17 protein-coding genes and 1 pseudogene are annotated in these 16,908 nt (G+C 67.6%); 13 read left to right on the plus strand and 5 right to left on the minus strand.

Annotated elements, in window-relative coordinates:
- Window positions 1-128 precede the first annotated feature (128 nt).
- Window positions 129-941, minus strand: a complete 813-nt coding sequence (locus DQP58_RS21750) for an SDR family oxidoreductase (RefSeq protein WP_112710261.1) — start codon at window positions 939-941, stop codon at window positions 129-131.
- 273 nt (window positions 942-1,214) lie between these two features.
- On the opposite strand from DQP58_RS21750, the gene DQP58_RS21755 reads away from it, so the two are divergent.
- The 5 genes from DQP58_RS21755 to DQP58_RS21775 all read left to right on the plus strand — a co-directional run bounded on the left by DQP58_RS21755 (window position 1,215) and on the right by DQP58_RS21775 (window position 4,931).
- Complete coding sequence (locus DQP58_RS21755; protein WP_112710262.1) at window positions 1,215-2,048, plus strand: alpha/beta fold hydrolase; 834 nt, start codon at window positions 1,215-1,217, stop codon at window positions 2,046-2,048.
- Window positions 2,049-2,146: 98 nt separating this feature from the next.
- Window positions 2,147-2,959 carry an IclR family transcriptional regulator gene (locus tag DQP58_RS21760; RefSeq protein WP_112710264.1) on the plus strand — a complete coding sequence of 271 codons (813 nt, stop codon included), beginning with the start codon at window positions 2,147-2,149 and terminating at the stop codon, window positions 2,957-2,959.
- Complete coding sequence (locus DQP58_RS21765) at window positions 2,956-3,879, plus strand: alpha/beta hydrolase (protein ID WP_112710266.1); 924 nt, start codon at window positions 2,956-2,958, stop codon at window positions 3,877-3,879. The genes DQP58_RS21760 and DQP58_RS21765 overlap by 4 nt, the downstream gene beginning before the upstream one ends.
- 85 nt (window positions 3,880-3,964) lie before the next feature.
- Complete coding sequence (locus DQP58_RS21770) at window positions 3,965-4,312, plus strand: hypothetical protein (RefSeq protein ID WP_112710267.1); 348 nt, start codon at window positions 3,965-3,967, stop codon at window positions 4,310-4,312.
- Window positions 4,305-4,931 carry a Dabb family protein gene (locus DQP58_RS21775; protein ID WP_112710269.1) on the plus strand — a complete coding sequence of 209 codons (627 nt, stop codon included), beginning with the start codon at window positions 4,305-4,307 and terminating at the stop codon, window positions 4,929-4,931. The genes DQP58_RS21770 and DQP58_RS21775 overlap by 8 nt, the downstream gene beginning before the upstream one ends.
- On the opposite strand, the gene DQP58_RS21780 is transcribed toward DQP58_RS21775, so the two are convergent.
- Both DQP58_RS21780 and DQP58_RS21785 read right to left on the minus strand, forming a co-directional pair.
- Entirely contained in the window at window positions 4,928-5,815 is an 888-nt protein-coding gene (locus DQP58_RS21780; protein WP_112710271.1) for an SDR family NAD(P)-dependent oxidoreductase, read from the minus strand. The genes DQP58_RS21775 and DQP58_RS21780 overlap by 4 nt on opposite strands.
- Window positions 5,812-7,752, minus strand: a complete 1,941-nt coding sequence (locus DQP58_RS21785) for a flavin-containing monooxygenase (protein ID WP_112710273.1) — start codon at window positions 7,750-7,752, stop codon at window positions 5,812-5,814. The genes DQP58_RS21780 and DQP58_RS21785 overlap by 4 nt, the downstream gene beginning before the upstream one ends.
- A gap of 93 nt (window positions 7,753-7,845) precedes the next feature.
- Between DQP58_RS21785 and DQP58_RS21790 the strand changes: the two genes are divergently transcribed.
- From DQP58_RS21790 to DQP58_RS21820, 7 genes and pseudogenes are all read left to right on the plus strand, one after another.
- Entirely contained in the window at window positions 7,846-9,444 is a 1,599-nt protein-coding gene (locus tag DQP58_RS21790) for an acyl-CoA synthetase (RefSeq protein ID WP_112710287.1), read from the plus strand.
- 34 nt (window positions 9,445-9,478) lie between these two features.
- Entirely contained in the window at window positions 9,479-10,624 is a 1,146-nt protein-coding gene (locus DQP58_RS21795) for an acyl-CoA dehydrogenase family protein (RefSeq protein WP_112710274.1), read from the plus strand.
- Window positions 10,621-11,648 (plus strand): annotated as a pseudogene (locus DQP58_RS21800) (acyl-CoA dehydrogenase family protein). Before DQP58_RS21795 ends, DQP58_RS21800 begins: the two are co-directional and overlap by 4 nt.
- A 71-nt stretch (window positions 11,649-11,719) precedes the next feature.
- Window positions 11,720-12,199, plus strand: coding sequence for a nuclear transport factor 2 family protein (locus tag DQP58_RS21805; protein ID WP_112710276.1), 480 nt, complete (start codon window positions 11,720-11,722; stop codon window positions 12,197-12,199).
- A gap of 2 nt (window positions 12,200-12,201) precedes the next feature.
- Window positions 12,202-13,092: an SDR family NAD(P)-dependent oxidoreductase gene (locus DQP58_RS21810; protein WP_112710277.1), complete on the plus strand. Its 891-nt coding sequence runs from the start codon at window positions 12,202-12,204 to the stop codon at window positions 13,090-13,092.
- Between the two features lie 7 nt (window positions 13,093-13,099).
- A complete protein-coding gene (locus DQP58_RS21815; RefSeq protein ID WP_112710279.1) occupies window positions 13,100-14,083 on the plus strand; it encodes an alpha/beta hydrolase in 984 nt (327 codons plus the stop codon).
- Between the two features lie 44 nt (window positions 14,084-14,127).
- On the plus strand, window positions 14,128-15,204 hold the full coding sequence (locus tag DQP58_RS21820; RefSeq protein WP_112710281.1) for a hypothetical protein: 1,077 nt from the start codon (window positions 14,128-14,130) through the stop codon (window positions 15,202-15,204).
- 17 nt (window positions 15,205-15,221) lie between these two features.
- Here the strand turns inward: DQP58_RS21820 and DQP58_RS21825 are convergent, their stop codons facing one another.
- On the minus strand, window positions 15,222-15,503 hold the full coding sequence (locus DQP58_RS21825; protein ID WP_112710283.1) for a ferredoxin: 282 nt from the start codon (window positions 15,501-15,503) through the stop codon (window positions 15,222-15,224).
- The gene (locus DQP58_RS21830; protein WP_112710285.1) at window positions 15,503-16,624 is read right to left on the minus strand and encodes a Rieske 2Fe-2S domain-containing protein; all 1,122 of its coding nucleotides are present in this window, start codon (window positions 16,622-16,624) and stop codon (window positions 15,503-15,505) included. Before DQP58_RS21830 ends, DQP58_RS21825 begins: the two co-directional genes overlap by 1 nt.
- Window positions 16,625-16,725: 101 nt before the next feature.
- Between DQP58_RS21830 and DQP58_RS21835 the strand changes: the two genes are divergently transcribed.
- Window positions 16,726-16,908 (plus strand): FAD-binding protein (locus tag DQP58_RS21835; RefSeq protein ID WP_114149362.1); only part of this gene is annotated, 183 nt, incomplete at its 3' end.

Below are 16,908 nucleotides of genomic sequence, written 5' to 3' on the forward strand. Positions count from 1 at the left end.
CCGGCCCAGTTGCTTGATCCGCATCTTGGTATCGCGGTGCAGAGGCAGGCGCGCGGCCGACAGCGCGTCGGGACTCAGCAGCCTGGCGTAGTGGCCCAGCGCCGTGCGGGCCCGAACGCGATCGGTGTTCATCGATGGTCCTCCAAGACCTGCGCCAGCCGTGTGCGCAATTGACGTTCCAGTAACGGGGTCGACAGCAGCGGCTTCGCCCAGCGGGCCATCGCCACCCAGCGGGGCATCGCAACCCGGGCAGCCCGCCGCTGCACCGCCTCGGCGAGCTTTTCGCCGCAGTCATCCGCCGACAGCGTCCGCCTGAGCGGACGCGGAAGTGTGGCCAGCATCGCGGCGAAGCCGGCAGAATCGGACATGGCACGCCGAAATAGTGGGGTGTCGACCCACGACATATGGGCCGAGCCGACATCGACGCCGCGCCAAGCCATCTCGAGTCGCAAAGCGTTGGCGAACTGCTCCGCACCCGCCTTGCTCGCCGTGTAAGCGGCCAGACCTGGCGCAGCGACGAAGGACGCAACCGACGCGACCACCAGCACGTACCCTTTTGCGCTGACGAGTGCGGGCAGTGCGGCGCCGACGGTGTTGAACAGGCCGATGAGATTGATGTCGACGACTTGGCGGAACTGGTCCGGCTGCATGTCGAGCACCGGCGTCCAGGAGCCGACGCCGGCGTTGGCCACGACGGCATCAAGGCGACCGAACTGCCGAATGCCGGCATCGACCGCCGTTCGCATGGCGTCGGGAAAGCGAACATCGCCGTGCACAACCAGGCTTCGGCCGGGTCCGAATTCTTCTGCCAACGCGTGCAGTGCGGGCCCATCGACGTCCACGAGAAGGAGCCGTGCGCCACGGCGGTACAGTGCGCGGGCCGTGCTTGCGCCGATTCCGCTGGCGGCCCCGGTGATCAACACCGCCTTGTCAACAACCACGACGGCCTCCTTCGGGAACGGAACGGTTCCAGTTTGATATCAGGAACGGTGCCGTGTCAATATCTGCCAAACTGGTTGTTCGAGGCTGTTTTTGAATGGCGGTCACCGGCCTGGATTCGAGGCGTCGACAGGACAGGTTCCCCACCGATTCGGCCATCCGCGCGCCACATGGTTGATCGCCTCAGCCGCAGTGACGAAGGTTGATAGCGGCGGCGTTCAGCCAAACGAACGCTCCGCCACTGTTGTGCTCACCTCGACGAAGGCGGCCCGCTGATGAGCCTTTTTCGCGTCGAAGCCGGCGACGGGGAGGCGGTGCTGCTGTTGCATGGCTATCCCCAGAGCGCGTCGTGCTGGCGTCACCAGATTCCGGCATTGGCCGAGGGGCACCGCGTCATCGCCGTCGACTGGCCGGGCTTCGGGCGCTCCGATCCGCCCGACACACCCGCGACATATGAGAACGAGGTAGGACGGCTCGATCGCCTCGTCGAGTCGCTGAGACTGCGGCGGTTCAACCTGGTCGCTCACGACTACGGCGCGTTCCTCGGTTTGGGTTATGTGCTGCGCCACCCGCAAAAAGTCATGCGCCTGGCGGTGCTGAACTCACGCGCGCACAAGGTCTTTCGACCGATGTTCTATCGTTTCCTGCTTCAACAACGCTGGGCCGTGACTCATGCTCCCGGCGTCGTGCGCAGGCTTCCGCTACGCCGGCTGCATCACGTTGCGTTGGCCCCGTACCGTCGGCTCGGGTGCTTCGACGACGCCCTCGAAGCCGAGTATTTGGGATGGATGGACACGTCGCGCGGGCGGCAAACGTTCGTTGACTTTTTCCGTAACTACCGGGTGCCCGCCGTGCCCGAATTGGCCGCCGGGTTGGAGCGGATCGATTGTCCGACGGCGATCATTTGGGGCGACCGGGATCGCACCATTCCCTTTGCGACGGGCCGAGAACTCGCGGGGCGCATTCCGGCCGCGACGCTCACCCGGATTGCCGGCGCCGATCACTTCGTCATGGAGGAACGCCCCGAACAGGTGACGGCGGCGCTGCTGGAATTGCTCGCGCGCCCCGTCCGGGACTCATCGGATCCGGGTGCGCGGGATCTACCGTAGCCCCTGGCTTACGCTCGCGGGCTCAAGGTATGTGACGCGGACCACCCTCATGTGGTAGACATGTATTCCTAATAGGAATATGCCAGCCAGGAGGCTCAGTGTCAGCGCCCGCCGAAACCCCCACCGCGGTCATCGACCGCATCACGCTCGTCCTGGACGCATTCGACGGACCCGGGCGCCTCACGCTGGCCCAGATCGTCCGGCGCACCGGCCTGCCCCGCTCGTCGGCGCACCGGATGCTCGAACGTCTGGTGCAGCTGCGCTGGCTGCGGCGCAGCGGCCGCGACTACGAGCTGGGCATGCGCCTGGTCGAGTTGGGCTCGCTCGCCGTGCATCAGGACCGCCTGGTGCGTGCGGCCGCCCCGCTGCTGGGTGAATTGCACCGCGCGACCGGGCTCGTCGTGCATTTGGCCGTCCTCGACGGACCCGACGTCGTCTACCTCGACAAGGTCGGCGATTCTCCGCTGGCGCCAATCCCCACCCGGGTCGGCGGCCGCCAGCCCGCGCATTGCACCGCCGTCGGCAAGGCGATGCTGGCCTATCGCGAGCAGGACGCCCCGGTGGATTTGCGGGTCCACAGCACGAAGTACTCGATCGCCACCGGCTCGCAGCTGGCGGTCGAACTGTCCCGGGTGCGCGCGCGCGGCGTCGCCTTCGAGCGCGAGGAATCCCTGCTCGGATTCGGTTGTGTGGCAGCGCCCATCGGCAACCCGGGTGAAGCCGTCGCGGCGGTGTCGGTGTGCGGTCCGATGAACCGGATGACGTTCGACCAGCGATTGATCGCCCCGGTCCGGATGACCGCGATGGGCATCTGGCGCCACGCCGAGGACGGCCCGCAACGCGTCGCGCCCACCCTGCAACCCCTGCGTCCGCTGCGTCTCGCGCCGCGCCCCGCGTTGCAGTACGCATGAGGCTCGACCCGCAGATCGCCGCGATCATCGAGCAACTGGACAGTGGGTTCCCACCGGTTCATCAGATGAGCGGCGCCGAGGCCCGCGCGCTGATCCGGTCCAGGTTGGTACCGCCGGCGCGGCCCGAACCCGTCGCCGAGGTCACCGATCGCTCGATCGAGGGTCAGGGCGGTCCCATCTGCGTGCGGATCTACCGGCCCGAGGCGGCGGGACCACTGCCCGTCGTCGTGTATGCCCACGGTGGGGGGTTTGTGTTTTGCGACCTGGACAGTCACGACGACCTGTGCCGTAATCTGGCCAACCTTGTTCCCGCCGTGGTGGTTTCAGTTGGCTATCGGTTGGCCCCGGAGAACACCTGGCCGGCGGCGGTCGAGGACGTGTACGCCGCGGCGTGCTGGGCCTATGACAACGCCGCCGCGTTCGGATCCGATCCCGGGCGTCTGGTCGTGGGGGGCGACAGCGCCGGCGGCAATCTGGCCGCGGTGACCACGGTCATCTCTCGCGACCGCGGCGGCCCGATGCCGGCAGCCCAGCTGCTGATCTACCCGGTGATCGCGCCCGATTTCGACACCGAGTCCTACCGGCTGTTCGGCCAGGGCTACTACAACCCGAAGCCGGCACTGCGGTGGTACTGGGATTGCTATGTGCCATCGAGCGAAGATCGCGCACACCCCTACGCCTCACCGCTGAACGCCGACCTACACCGACTACCGCCCGCCGTGCTGGTGGTCGCCGGCCACGACCCGCTGCGCGACGAAGGATTGGCCTTCGGCGCCGCGCTCGAGGCGGCCGGCGTCCCCACCCGGCAATTGCGGTACGAGGGCGGCATCCACGGGTTCATGACGATGCCGATGCTCGACCTCGCGCGCCGGGCGCGCAACGAAGCCGCCGCAGCGCTGGCCGATCTGCTGCGGCGGTAACGCGCCGGCTTCGACGGTTGACCGGAGGTTCCCGGTGGTCGGGAGCCGGCGCCGCTGCGTCCGCCGGATGTCATACGGTCGGCTCATGGGCGACGGCGAAGTCTTCGTGATCGACCGGGTAGTCACCCGGCCCGGGTGCGCTCGCCGATTCGTCGACGCCTACCTCGCCGACTACGCCCCCGGCGCGCGGGCCCGGGGAATGACGCTGCGCGACATCCTGGTGAGCCCGCCGATCTGGTTCGACGACGACGCCAACGTCATCACGGCGACCTGGACCCTGCCCGGTGCCCGGGCATGGTGGGAGATGACGTGGAAAGGCCGGCCGGACCCAACGCTGGGCGAATGGTGGTCGCGCATCGACGAATTGGTCACCGAGCGGTCCCGGACCTTCGCCGCGAGGGCCGACGACGTCGACGGCCTGTGCGATGTATAACCTCACGCGACTGATCGACGTCGCCGGGGCCGATCGCGACCGGATCCTCGAGGCGCTGCGCACGGCCGCCCGTGTGACGACGCCGCTGCGCTCGGTGGTGCAACCGACACTGCCCGGCTCGCGCAACGGCGGCGACATCCTGGTGCATCTGCGGTTCGCGACCGAAGATCAATGTGACTGCGCGACAAAGGCTCTCGCTGCCGTGCTGGCCGATCCGGCGGTAAATGGGGTCAACGGAGTCGACTACGGGGGCACGCCCACCCGCTGCGGCGAGCCGGCCGGCACGGTCTACCGGGCACTGCTGCTGCGCGTGCAGCCGGACACACCCGATGCCACCCTCGCCCAATTCGAGCGCGACCTGTCTTCGATGCCGCGCTATCTACCGGCGATCCGTGCCTGGCAGCTGAGCCGCGTATCCGCGGCGCACGGAACGTCTTCCTGGACACACGTGTTCGAGCAGGAGTTCGCCGACGTCGAGGCGGTGACGGGTCCCTACCTGATGCACCCTGTGCACTGGGCGGTGGTGGACCGCTGGTTCGACCCCGAGACCACCGACGTGATCGTCCGGGACCGGATATGCCACAGCTTCTGCCCCATCGCCGACCCGGTTCTGATCTAGACCCCGGCGGGAAGGACGTTCGGATTGGCGGTCACCGGCGGCTCCAACGGCGGCAACACCTGCGCGCCGTCCAGGCTGTGCACCGGTAGTCGCTGCGACCAGGGATAGTGCAGGCTGAACGCGACCAAACCCGTGCGGGTCGCGGCGGGCAGGTGGCACATCGCCAGCACGGTCTCGGCCAAATACTCCACCGGTTCGGTAGGAAACGAGTCCGGGATCAGTTGCGCGGCACCGGGTGTGCAGACCGCCGTCGACGGTCCGACGCAATTCACGGCGATATTGGCGTCCAGCAGCTCGGCGGCCACCCCCTGGGTGAACCGGTGCAGGGCGGCCTTCATGGAGGCGTAGACGACGTCACCTGACGTCTTGTTGTATTCCCGGTACGGCCGCACCGGGGCCACGCCGGTGACCGACCCGATGTTGACGATCCACCCCGCCCCAACCTTACGCATCTGCGGGACAACCGCTTTCGTCAGCGCGAACGGAATGCGAAGGTAGTGGTCGACGGTGCGATCGAACGTATCCAGGCTCATCTCCTCGACCAACGCATAGTCGGCGAAACCGGCGTTGTTGACCAGGATGTCGATGCGACCCGTGCGGTCCAGGACCGCATCGACCAAACCGTCACGCTGCCCAGCGTCCTCGAGGTCGGCCGCGATGGCAAACGCCGAGCCGCCGGCGGCCTCGATGGCCGCCACCGTTTCACCAATGGTGCCTGGCAGAGCGGTGGTGGAGGCGGCCCGTGTCGAGGGCGACGGCGAGTGCGATCGTGCGGTCACCGCCACCGTGGCACCCTCGGCGGCGAGGCGCTGTGCGATCGCGCGGCCTATACCGCGGCTACTGCCGGTCACCAAAGCCGTTTTGTCGCACAGCAACCCGCTCATCGCAGCTCGAGATCCGCTTCGATCGGCGCGCGGTGGTCGCGCCAGAAGTCGACGAGACGGTATGGGAAGGCGGTCACAATCCGGCCTCCACCCGAGCGATAGTAGGTGTGCGCCGACGGGGTGTGGCACCACACGGTGCCCGCCATGGCCGCATCGATGTTCGCGGCGTAGCTTTCGTAGGCGCGCCGCGTCACCTCCACGGCGGAGGCCTGCCGTAGCGCCATCAACTGCAGGCATTCCATCACGTAGTGCACCATCACCTCGACACCGAAGTTGTGACCGGCACCGTGTCCCGGGCTGTAGTTCGGGGCCGAGGAGATGAACAAATTCGGGAATCCGGGCACCATCCCGCCCCGATAGGCCCGGGGGGCGTTGCCCCACTCGTCGGTCAGCCTTTGGCCCTCGCGCCCCCGGATATCCACGGTGGAAAGGAAATCCAGGTGGTAGCCGGTCGCGTAGACGATGACGTCCAGGTCGAGTTGCCGGCCGTCGGCCGTGACGATTCCGGCCTCGTTGACCCGGGCCGGTTCGCCGACCTCGACGTCCACGTGTTCGCGGACCAGCGCCGCGTAGTAGCCGCCGGGATCGCGGATGATCCGCTTGCCGTAGGGGGCGAAGTCTGGCGTCACTTTGCGGGCGAGGTCGCTGCCCGCGCCGAACACGCGATCGATGTAATCCAGACACATCTGCAGCAATACGTCGTTGGCCGGCGAAATCGACAGGTGTTCGGCCGCCCACTGCGGGTCGTGCAGGATGACCGGGTAGTTGTTGTCCGAAGTTCCCCAGTAGGACTTGAGCCGAATCCAGTTGGCGTAGTGCGGCAGTCGGCTGCACAGCCAGCGCTGGTGGGCGGGGACGTCGTCGGAGGACCGCCGACGCGGCGCGACCCAGTGCGGCTGGCGTTGGAACACCGTCATGTGCGCAACCCGGTCCACGCAGGCATCGACGATCTGGACCGCGGTGCAACCGGCTCCGATGATAGCGACCCTCTTACCCGCGAGATCCAGCTCCGGGTCCCACTGCGCGGAATGTATGGAGATTCCCGAAAACGTCTCGCGCCCGGCCAGATCCGGCCAGCGCGGCCGATTGAGATAGCCGGCGGCCGGAATCATCACGTTCGCATAATCGACGTCGCGTGTTCCGTCCGGGCCGACGGAGTGGATCTGCCAGTGCCGGCGTCGCTCGTCCCACCGCAACGCTTCGACCACGGTGCCGAATCGGATGTGCCTGCGCAGGTCGTTCTTGTTCGCCACCGATACCAGGTAGGCCTGATATTCCGCACCCTGCGGGTAATAGCTCGACCAGTCGCCGTTGATGTCGCGCGACAACGAGTAATACGCCGAGGGCGTATCCACCCCGATTCCGGGATACCTGGTGGTGTACCAGGTGCCACCCACCTCGTCGTTTCGCTCGATGATCTGGTACTCGATGCCGGCGTCCGCGCAGGCGAGCGCCGCGGTGATGCCGGCGATGCCCGCGCCGATGATGACGACCCGGAAACCCGCCGGGAGTTTCGCGGTGCGCGGAAGTACCGGTTGGGAGGGCTGGAATCCGCTTTGCTCGAGGAGCAGTCCGAGATACTCCGGGCCGACCTCGCCGCCCAGCGCGATGGGCGCCACGCGAGCGAACAGGTCGAGGTCGTCGGCGGGTACCGCGCCCGCTCGGCGCGGTGCCCGCAGTGCCGCGACGATCTCGTCGATCAGCCGAGCGGCCGTCTCCGGATCGGTGACGCCCGCCTGCTCCGGCGGGTTGGGTACATGGGTGATTTTCGGCCCGAACCGCGCGGCGACGGTCGGGTCCCCGGTCAGCTGCGCCAACACGGCGACGAGCACCCCCGGATCGCCCTGACGCAGGTTGGCCCGCAACTCGCCGACGTCGTGGGGATCGGAGCCCGCCACTCCGGCGTTCTCGGTCGTGACGGGGACACCAGTGCTCATGCCAGCGAGTATCGGTGCGGTTCAGCGCGCTTGGGAGGCCCCTGCCTACTCAGCGGGACGTGAACGACCCGCGTGCGGGCGTTGGCGCTTACCGTGACCGGCATGCAGTCCGATGACCTCGACGTCATGATCGAACGGGCACGTAGCCACGGGCTCGGCGATATTCCCCGGCGATCGGCCCGCCGGCACCCGCACAAGGTCGCGATCATCGACGACGACGTCGTGCTGACCTTCGCCGAATTCGACGACCTGGTGGACCGGACCGCGGCGGCGTTGCACGACAGCGGTTTTGGGCCCGGGAGCCGATTTGGCCTCTTGTCACGCAACTGCTGGCAGTACGCCGTGCTGGCGTTCGCGACGGCGCGCGCGGGAGTGGTGTTGGTCCCGATCAACTTCATGCTGACCGCCGAGGAGATCGCCTACATCCTCGAGCACAGTCGGGTCGGCGGCCTCGTCGTCGCTGCGGACCTGACGCCGACCGCCGACCAGGCGATTCGGCTAGGCGGCGTGGTCAGGACCAAAGTCGCCCTGGTGCCGAGGGGACACCGGGGCGTGCCCGGGTGGGCGGACTACGCCCAGTGGCTGACGACCGACGCACCGGTCCCGAACCCGCACATCGACGACGACCAGCCCGTGCGGCTGATGTACACCAGCGGCACCGAATCGCGTCCCAAGGCCGCCATCCACACCAGCCGCAGCCTGATGTGGCAGTACGTCAGCACGATCGTCGCCGGCGAAATGTCACACGACGACGTCGAAATCCATTCGCTCCCGCTGTATCACTGCGCCCAGCTGGACAACTTCCTGGCCACGGATGTCTACCTCGGCGCGACCAGCATCATCCTGCCGCGCCCCGATCCCGAAGCGGTGCTGCGCACGATCGAGCGCTACCGCGTCACCAACTATTTCGCTCCGCCGACCGTGTGGATCTCGCTGCTCCGCTCACCGGTGTTCGACCGGGTGGACCTGTCCAGCCTGCGCAAGGGCTACTACGGCGCCTCGGCGATGCCCGCGGAAATCCTGCGCGAGATCCGCGAGCGGCTGCCCCACCTGCGGCTGTGGAACTTCTACGGCCAGACCGAGCTGGCCCCGCTGGCCTGCGCGTTGGGTCCCGACGAGCAGGATACCCACGGCGGTTCGGCCGGTCGGCCGGTAATCAACGTCGAAACGGCGATCCTCGACGACGACGACAACCCCCTCCCCACCGGGGTGGTCGGCGAGATCGCCCACCGCAGCCCGCATTTGACGTCGGGCTACCTCAACGACCCGGAACGCACCGCGGCGGCGTTCAAGGGCGGCTGGTTCCACTCCGGCGACCTCGGCTACTACGACGAACACGGACTGCTGCACGTCGTCGACCGCAAGAAGGACATGATCAAGACCGGTGGCGAGAACGTGGCCAGCCGCGAGGTCGAGGAAGTCCTCTACCGCCACAGCGGTGTTTACGAGGTCGCCGTGTTCGGCCTGCCCCACCCGGTGTGGGTGGAGGCGGTGGCGGCCGCCGTCGTCCCCCGCGACGGCACCGCCCTCACCGAGGACGAACTGTTGTCTCACTGCCGTGCACACCTGGCCGGATTCAAGGCGCCCAAACGTGTCTTCTTCGTGGATGCGCTGCCCAAGAACCCCAGCGGAAAACTGCTCAAACGGCTGCTGCGGGAGCGCTTCGGTGTTGAGCAGCACGCGTTCAGTTGATCTCGAAGCAGCGCCGCTCACTACAGTTGCCCACATGAGCTCACCTCTGCCGCGTCTGGTGCCACCCGCCAGCATCGACGCCGCTACGACCGACGAGTTGCGCAACGAGGTGCGCGACTTCCTCGCCGACCAACTGGCGGCGGGCGCGTTCACCCCGTCGGTCGATGCCTGGCTGACGGGGTGGGACGAGACCTTCACCGCCGCGCTCGCCGGTCGTGGCTGGCTGGGCATGACGGTGCCGCCCGAATATGGCGGCCATGGGCGCTCTTTCATCGAACGATTCGTCGTGACCGGGGAACTGCTTGCCGCGGGCGCGCCGGTGGCCGCGCACTGGATCGCCGACCGCCAAATCGTGCCCTCGCTACTCAAATACGGCACCGCAGAACAGAAGCGAAAGTTCCTGCCCCGCATCGTGCGCGGCGAGTGCTACTTCGCCATCGGGATGAGCGAGCCGGACTCGGGCTCCGACCTGGCCAGCGTGCGCACCCGCGCGACCCGCGTCGACGGCGGCTGGTCGCTGACCGGCACGAAGGTCTGGACTTCGGGCGCCCACCTCGCGCACGCGTTCATCGTGCTGGCGCGCACCGCGCCGGTGGACCCGGCGAATCGGCACGCCGGGCTGAGCCAGTTCATCGTCGACCTGCGCGAGCCCGGCATCGAGATCCGGCCGATCGTATCGATGAACGGCGCCCACCACTTCAACGAAGTCGTCCTGGATTCGGCGTTCGTCCCCGACGCCATGGTGTTCGGTGAGATCGGCAACGGCTGGCAGCAGGTGACCTCCGAGCTCGCCTTCGAACGCAGCGGACCCGAGCGGTTCCTTTCCACGTTTGTCCTGCTGGCGGCCTGCGCGGATCGCATGGCGGCCAACACCATTCCCCGCGATCCGGACCTGGGGCGACTGGTGGCGCGCGTTGCCGGCCTGCATCAGATGTCCACCGCGGTGGCCGGTGCGCTGGAACGACACGAGCCCGCGGACCTACCCGCCGCCGTGGTCAAGGTGCTGGGCACCGTTACCGAAGGCGACATCGCGGAATTCGCCGATTCCCTGGACTCCCCCGATCCGCTGTTCGCCCACCTGGCACGCCAGTCCGTGGATCAGCGGCCCGGCTTCACGCTTCGCGGCGGCACCAACGAGATCCTGCGCGGCGTCATCGCGCGCGGACTGGGCCTGCGATGAGCGCCGGGTCGCCGGTCGACGGGGCTCTCGTCGACATGATGGGCGCGGTCTTCGCCGGTCATCGTGACAAGCATCCGCCCTCCACCCCGATCCGGCGGGATCCGGACCTGTGGCGGCACCTCGACGAGCTCGGCCTGGTGCGTTTGACCGGTCCGGAACAGCGCGGCGGCAGAGCGGGGCCGGCTGGTATGAAGCGGCCGAACTGCTGGCCGCGGCGGTTGATCACGGTGTCCGAATCCCGTTGGCAGAACACGATTTATTGGCGTGCTGGTTGCTGGAAACCAGCGGAATACCCACCGACGGCGCGGTGCGGACCGTGTGTGTGCTCGACAACCAGGGCGGCGCGGCCGAGGTGCCCTGGGCGGCCTCGGCCGACCGGATCGTGGTGGTCTGGCGAGCCGAGGGTGGACGCCACGTCGCCGACGTCGCCGCCGGCCAACTCACGATCACCCCGGGCACCAACCTGATCGGCGAGCCTCGCGACACGGTCGCCGCCGACCCGGCGAGCCTGCGAGGCGTCCCCGTCACCGCGGCCGTGCTCGCCCAGCTGCGGTTGAAAGGCGCCCTGGTGCGGTCCATCCAAATCAGTGCCGCCCTGGACCGGATCCTGCAGATGTGCGTCGAGCACGTGACTACACGGGTCCAGTTCGGCCGCACCCTGTCCAAATTCCAGGCCGTGCAGAACCTGATCGCCGATGTCGCCGTGGAGGCCGCGCTCGCCCGAGCGGCGACCGAGGCCGCGCTGCACGCCGCGGTCGTCGGTGCATGGTCGACACCCGACCTGAATTTCCTTGTCGCCGCGGCGCGGTCGTGCGCCGGCCACGCGACGTCGGTGGTGGTGCGCAACGCCCACCAGGTACACGGCGCGATCGGCACCACCCGTGAGCACCGGTTGCACGAGTTCACCCGGGCGGCGCTGGCCTGGCGTTCGGAGTTCGGCTCGCTGCGTTATTGGGACGAACAGGTCACCGACGCCGCGCTCTACGCGAGCGCCGGTGACCTGTGGGGCCTCATCACCGGCTGAGCCCCACACCGTGTTCCACTGACCGGGCAGCCGAGGTGTTGGCGAGGGCATCGTCGGAGTTGACTGGCGCCATGAGCGACGACATCACGCTGCCGGAATTGCAGGAGTTCATCGCGTCCTTCTGGTATCGCTACGACGAGGCCGACTACGACGCGCTGGCGGCGAGCTACGCCGACGACGTGCGCTACGTGACCCGAAGCGATTCCGGCGCAAGCCCTTTCGAGGAATTGATGTCACCGGAGCTGCAAGGTCGCGACGCGGTGCTGGAATGGCTGTCGGAGCACCGCAAGCAGAGCCCGTACCCGTTGCGCCACCACGCCACCAACCTGCACCGCACCGGCTCTGACGGGGATGTCACCCGCGCCCGGTTCTACATCTTCGTCAACCAGATCGCCGACTTCGTGCCGTTCGCGGTGTCCAGCGGGGTGGTCAACGTCGGCGTCCGGCGTGGCGCCGACGGGCTTCAGTTCACCGAGATGGACGTGATTCTGGACGCCACCAACTCGGTGCCTCTCGCGGAACTGCGCGCCGAAAGCCGCACCGGCTCATAGCAATGAACGTACAGCGGGCCTTCGGGGGCGGAATCGCGGTGATCACCGGTGCCGGGTCCGGTATCGGCGCCGGCCTGGCCCGGTACGCCCGCCGGCTGGGCATGACGGTGGTGCTGGCCGACATCGACGGGAACGCCATTGCGGCGCTGCGCGACGAACTGACCGCGGGACCCGGCGCGGCCCACGACGTCGTCTGCGACGTGCGCGATCCCGGCGCCGTGCAGGCCCTCGCCGACCGCACCTATCGCGACCTCGGTCCGGTGCGCCTGCTGGTGAACAACGCGGGCGTCGAACAGTTCGGCTACCTGTGGGACACCCCGGTGGCCAACTGGCGGCGCGTGATGGACATCAACGTCAGCGGTGTCTTCTACGGAGTGCGCGCGTTTCTGCCCAAGATGATGGCCGCCGACGAGCAGGCATGGGTGTGGAACATCGCATCGGTGGGCGCTGTGGTGGCGATGCCGTTGCAGGCGCCCTACATCGTGAGCAAGCACGCGGTGCTGTCCTTGACCGAATGCCTGCATCTCGAGGTGCAGGCCACCGGGCACGACCATCACATTCACGTCCAGGCCGTGCTGCCCGGGCCGGTGCGCTCCAACATCTTCGAGTCCGCCGGCGGCGTCGATCCGGACGCGGCCGGCGACGCGGCCGCCGCCGAAACCCACCGCTCGAGCATGCTCGGTATCAAGGCCGCCGCGTCCATGGATCCACTGGAGGCCGCCGAGGCGATCTTTCGGCAATCCGCGCAGGGCCGGTTCTACCTGCACACCCATCCGGACAGCGTCGGTGCGGCGATGGCCGAGCGGGCCAATGTACTTGTCGCGCAACGGCCCCCACTGCTGCGAACCGAGACGCGGTTCAGCACCGAGGCGCCTGACGTGACGCTGACATGACGCTGACATGACCTGCTACGCACTGGATCCCGACGCGGCCGCCCGGGTCGCCTCGTTCGGCGAGATCGCTTCGATGCGGCAACGAGGCCTTGCGGCGGTGCGTGCCGGACTGGAGTCCGCGCCGCTGCCCGAGACGCTGCCCGAGATGGCCGGCGTCACCGAGACGCTCGCGCCGGGCGTCGCGGGTGGCATCCCCGTCAGAATCTACCGTCCGACAACGGTTTCCGACGCGCCGGTCTTGGTGTATCTGCACGGGGGCGGACTGGTGATGGGATCCAACCACTCGTTCGAGCCGCTGGCGCGTGAGCTCGCCGCGGCGTCAGCGGCCACCGTCGTGGCCGTGGACTACCGGCTGGCCCCGGAGGCAGCGCCACCCGCGCAGTTCGACGACGCCTACGCCGCCACCGAGTGGGTGTCGCGCAACGCCGGCGAATTGCGCGTCGACGCCGATCGGCTCGCGGTAATCGGCGACAGTGCCGGTGGCTCGCTCGCGGCGGCGGTCGCCCTGGCCGCGCGCGATCGCCACGGACCGCCCATCTGCGCGCAGGTGCTGCTGTATCCCGGCTTGGACCGCGACATGGCCGTTGCCTCAGTCACTTTGATGCCCGATGCGCCGCTGCTCACCCGCGACGACATCGCCTACATGCACGAGCTTGTCGACGCCGGTGCCGGGCCGCCCACCGACCCGTATCTGGTCCCGGCGTATGCGGCCGACCTCTCGGGCCTACCGCCGGCGATCGTGGTCACCGGGGGCTGCGACCCCATCCGGGACTGGGGTGAGCGCTACGCGGACCGGCTCCGCGCCGCCGGCGTGCAGACCACCGTCACCCGCTATCCCGGCATGTACCACGGCTTTCTGATGCGCTCGGATGCGACCGCGCGGGGTCGGCTGGCCGTCGCGGAGATCGGGGCGTTGCTGTGGGCCAAGTTCGCGAATCCGCTTCGGTTTGACGTCCCGATCACCGGACAGCCGTGCGCCAAAGCGCAATAGCGCTGCGCACAATCGACCGATCCTGACCGTAAAGGAGACTGCTGATGCTCACCGACGAGCGCCGGATGGAGCTTTCCGACGTGTTGCGGCCGGCCGCGCCGCCCCGCGAAATCGACAACGTCTACACCGACGACCAGCGTGAGCGCCTTCTCGACGTGGTCCACAGCGAAGGTCCCTGGAAGCTGATCATTGCCCAGCATTTCGCTTCGGCCGACGAGTTGATGGCGACGATGAGCGGCATGTTTCCCGAAGGGTTCACCCCCTCGCTGGATTTGTTCCTGACCCCGACGTTCCGCGGTTACCTCGCCAACTACGGCGCGGTGCTCTACCCGCAACTGCATGACTGCTTCTACAACGAGCGCTTCCTGGAGATGGCCAAGAGGTACTGGAGCGCCGAATACGCCAAGCCACAGTTGATGCTGTTCAACATCAATGGCCCGTGTGCCAACCGCGACCCCGGCCATCTGGATTCGCCGAGCTTCCGCGGAGTGCGCCATGAAAACGCCCCGACGTGGCTGACCAGCGTCATGGGCAAATCCGGCCTGTTCGGCGACTACCTGATCAAGATGGCGCAGGTCATCACCTGGTTCTCACTCGACGCCGGCAGCGGCTTCACCTACTGGCCGCATGGACCGCTCAGGGCGCCCCAGCGCATCGTGCCCCCGATCAACAACCGCGGCGTGGTGGTGCAGAACGAGATGATGGTGCACCGCGGTGAGGCGAATGGCCCGCTGGATCAACAGGTTCCGCCGGGCCTGGCCTTCGGCACCGTGTTCGCCGGGGACCCCGCCAGCCGCGAGCATTGGCTACTGAAGAACGGCGAGGACGTGATCGCCCGCCATCACACCGACGAACTCCGGTTTCTGGTGCATTGGTCGGCCGAAGTGTTCGCCGACTACGACGAGCTGAAAAAGAACATGGAAGGTTCGGACGACCTGACCGTCGCGAAGGCCATCGACATCATGGTGGACGACCTCGAGACCAAGGGCATCACGCTCGACATCCCCAGCGAACCGCTGCACGATCCGGCGTTCATCGGCGCGCTCAACGCCGCCTACGACCTGGGCGGCCCTGCCGTCTACCCGGAGGACGCCCCGGTCAGCGCCTTCCAGCCGGCGTGATGAATGCCGCCGACCGCTCAGGCGTCGACGATCGCCAATTCTCCCGTAGCCACCGCGAGCTGGATCGACTCCCGCAGTGCGTCACAGGCCAGGAACGGCCCGCTGTGATGGCCGGCCAGGCGTTCGGCGTCACGGCGCTCGATGCAGCGCGCCGAAGCGCCCGCGTCCCATTGCACGCTGGTCTGGTTCCAGCTGCTCTTTCGGGCCAGCACCCGCGCACCGCAGTTGCGGCACGTCACCGGCACCATCGGCATCTCGTCGAGTCGATTATCCTCGCGCAGAAACGGTTCCGCAGACATCAGGCCTGGGCCGCCATGTTGGCCTCGACCTCTTTCATCCACGCCTCGTAGGGGCGGGTGGTGTCGAGCTCGAATTCGAAGCGGTCCACCATGTCTGGCTGCACGTCGGCGGCGTCGACATAGAACTGCTGATACCACCGGCGCAACTGATAAACCGGGCCGTCCTCTTCGACCAGCAGCGGGTTGTCGATGCGGGCCTTATGCCGCCAGATCTCCACGTCCTGCTCGAAGCCGAGCTTGACGTAGTCGCCGAGGGTGATCGCGGTCTGCATGGCCTGATCGTGGGGCAGCGTGTCCGACTTCTTCACGATGATGCCATATTGCAGCACAAAGGAATTCGAGTCGATCGGGTAATGGCAGTTGATCAGGATGGTCTTGGCGTCGCCATGCTCATAGTGGTAGGTCAGGTCGTCGATCATGAACGAGGGGCCGTAGTAGGACGCCACCGACGTCGTCCCCAGCATCTGCGATCCGGTGCCACCCATGTCGGGCCGGCTTCCACCGTTCATGTATTGCGTGGCCACATGGCCTTCGAAGATGTTCTTGAAGTACGTCGGCAACGAGCCGTGAATGTAGAAGAAGTGCGCCATATCGACGACGTTGTCGATGATTTCGCGGCAATTGCTCCCCACCACCGTGGTGTACCAGTGCCAGTCGGTCCACTGGTCGCTGGTGGCACCCTCGATGCGCGGGATCGTCACCTCCGGCGGCGGCGGTTTGCGCTCCGGGTCGTTCCACACGAACAGCAAGCCGTCCTGCTGCAGCGTCGTCCAGGCTTGGGTGCGAGCCAGTTTGGGGGTGCGGCGGCTGTAGGGCACCTGTTTGCAGCGGCCGTCGCCGCCCCAGCGCCAGTCGTGGAAGGGGCACGCGATCTCGTCGCCCTTGACCTCACCCTGGGACAGGTCGCCGCCCATGTGCCGGCAATAGCTGTCGAGCACGTTGATGGTGCCGTCTGCGCTGCGGAAGACGACGAGTTTTTGCCCGAAGGCGTTGATCGCGTGGGGCTTGCCGTCCCCGAAGTCCCGGAGCAGGCCCAGGCAGTGCCAGCCGCGGGCGAACCGCGTCGGGGCGGCCTGCGCTTCGATCAGGCGGACTTCGTCGGCCTCGGTGTGCGACGTCATAGGCCTGATTAAACTCGCCGCGGCCCGTCCGCGGGACCCCTTGTTCCACTGATCAGGATTGCTCGTCCCGCCGGGCGAGGTTGCGGCCTACCGTTGCGGACGTGAGGACGCACAGCGCGACGATTCCCGCCGGACTTCCTGTGGGCGACACATGCGTCGACCTGCTCGTCGTCGGCTCCGGCACGGGCATGGCCGCGGCGCTGGCCGCCCACGAGTCGGGGCTGTCGGTGCTGATCGTGGAGAAATCCTCGTACGTGGGTGGCTCGACCGCCCGATCGGGTGGC

The sequence above is a fragment of the Mycobacterium colombiense genome (genome assembly GCF_003284975.1).
Lineage (GTDB): Bacteria > Actinomycetota > Actinomycetes > Mycobacteriales > Mycobacteriaceae > Mycobacterium > Mycobacterium europaeum_A.